Annotated in this window: 2 protein-coding genes; one reads left to right on the top strand and one right to left on the bottom strand. The window is 29.8% G+C overall.

Annotated elements, in window-relative coordinates; translation table 11 throughout:
- Nucleotides 1–285 precede the first annotated feature (285 nt).
- On the top strand, nucleotides 286–1,155 hold the full coding sequence (locus tag AB2369_RS12995; protein WP_367666894.1) for a methionyl aminopeptidase: 870 nt from the start codon (nucleotides 286–288) through the stop codon (nucleotides 1,153–1,155).
- Between the two features lie 575 nt (nucleotides 1,156–1,730).
- On the opposite strand, the gene AB2369_RS12990 is transcribed toward AB2369_RS12995, so the two are convergent.
- The coding region (locus AB2369_RS12990; protein ID WP_367666893.1) for an Ig-like domain-containing protein at nucleotides 1,731–2,294 on the bottom strand (564 nt) is incomplete at its 5' end.

Raw genomic sequence — 2,294 nt, 5'->3', positions numbered from 1 at the left:
GGTATAATTAATATTACAGCCTAAAAATAATTAGACCTATCCTTATGGCATTAATTAGTAATAGTTAATATCTAAAGATTTAATAGATGCATCGCATATCATCTTAAACTAAATCTTAATCTACTATGATTATAGTATAGATTTAAAGATTAATTTTAGATAATGTACATCTAAAATTCAAGTATTTTGAAAGGCCTTTGATTAAATAGAAGATATAATCATTAAAAAGATGTTTATGTATAATAATTATAGAATAAAAAATACACAAAGTTAGGAGAGATTAAAATGAATTTAAATAGAAATGATCAATGTTGGTGTGGAAGTGGAGAAAAGTATAAGAGATGCCACATTGACTTTGATAAAAAACTAGATACTTTAAAGGCACAAGGTTTTTTAGTTCCTCCAAGAAGTATCATTAAAACTAAGGAGCAAATTGAGGCTATTAAAAGAAGTGCTAAAATTAATAATGCAGTATTAGATTTAGTTGCTGATAACATAAAAGAAGGTATGGCTACTTCTGAAATTGATAAACTAGTTCATGACTACACTGTATCTCAAGGAGCTATCCCGGCAACTCTTAATTTTGAGGGCTATCCTAAAAGCTGCTGTACATCAATAAATGATGAAGTATGCCATGGTATTCCAAGTGAGCATATTATCCTAAAAAATGGTGACATAATAAATGTAGATATATCTACCATATTAGATGGATATTATTCAGATGCTTCAAGAATGTTTATAATTGGGGAAGTTTCTGAGAAGGCAAGAAAGCTTGTAGAAGTTGCAAAAGAATGTTTAGATAAAGGTATAGAAGCTGTAAAGCCGTGGGGATTCCTAGGTGATGTAGGAGCCGCAGTTCAAGAGCATGCAGAAAAACATGGATATTCTGTAGTAAGAGACTTTGGTGGACACGGTATTGGACTTGAGTTTCATGAAGAGCCCTTTGTAGCTCATCGTGGTAAAAAGGGAACTGGAATGATACTAGTTCCTGGGATGATGTTTACTATAGAGCCTATGATAAATGCTGGTTCTTATGAGATAGTTATAGATTCTGATGATGATTGGACAGTGTTTACTGAAGATAGATCCCTTTCTGCTCAGTGGGAGCATATGCTATTAGTAACAGAGGATGGTATAGAGATAATTAGCAAATAGTTTTTAATATAGAAGTTTGTGTAATTATCATTTAAAGGGGCTGTCTCACTTTTTATTGTGAGACAGCCCCTTGTTATATTTGTCTATAACTAAATCTATCCTTAGGCTAGAAAATACTTTTTTGTAATTTTGTTAATAATTCCTTATATTTAATAAAAAAATCTTCTATATGGTATATAGGGAAATCTATGCTCTTCTTTATTGTTATCTTCATTTAAAAATATATTTTAAATATATACTAAAAAGTTCAAAGAATAAGATGCCTCTATCCTCATTAGCAATGGATTTCCCATTAGATACTCCTCCTAATCCAACTACTTAAATTATTTAAATATTAATTACTTTAATAATCTTACAGTGTCAGTTCTAATATTTATATTTTCTTAATCACTGATAAACTTCATTTCTTTTAATAATTTTTACTCACTATTTTATATATAGGATTTCTAAGTCTGTTTTTAGCTTATTCATACCTTGAAAATCCTATTTATCAATGAAGAGCTCACTGGTATAAGTTAATTCTCAAGTTAGAAACCTATACTAGTTATAATTTGGTTTATAATCTCCAATTTTATTTAAGGTATAAACTGCTGTTCTATTTTCACCACATTGTTGTTTTCAAGATATATCCAAGACAAAATACCACGTCCTGGTTCATTTGATTCCTTTCTAGGTGCTATATCAATGTCTACTTCATTCTTAAATACTTCATAGGAAACATTTGCTGTATCCCCACTATTAGGAAGTGGATTTCCTATTTTATAAGAGCATAATTTAAAAACTATATCCTTACTAAAGTTATACCTTTTTAAATCATCATCATTATCTCTCATGTAGTAACTATCATAAACATATCCTTCTGGATTTTCATCATCATAAACTAACTGTCCGTCTTTTTTTGCCTCTCTATAGGCATCTTCATCCCTATAAAATTCCACTTCATCAAACTTTATATAATCCTTACCAATTTCTTTAACAAAGCCTATTTTCTTCTCCTTAACTACTTCTTTAGGCTTAGCATTTATATTTAAGGTTAGCTTAACACTTCTTCCGTACTGTTCAACTACTCCTTTATATATATAGCTTCCTGGTTTACTTGTATTAACCTCATTACTCTCCCATTTCACAATACCTTTTAC

It is taken from the genome of Clostridium sp., assembly GCF_040797585.1.
GTDB lineage: Bacteria > Bacillota > Clostridia > Clostridiales > Clostridiaceae > Clostridium_Z.
Note: the sequence above shows the minus strand (reverse complement) of the source record. Positions and strands in the feature narration are given on the sequence as shown.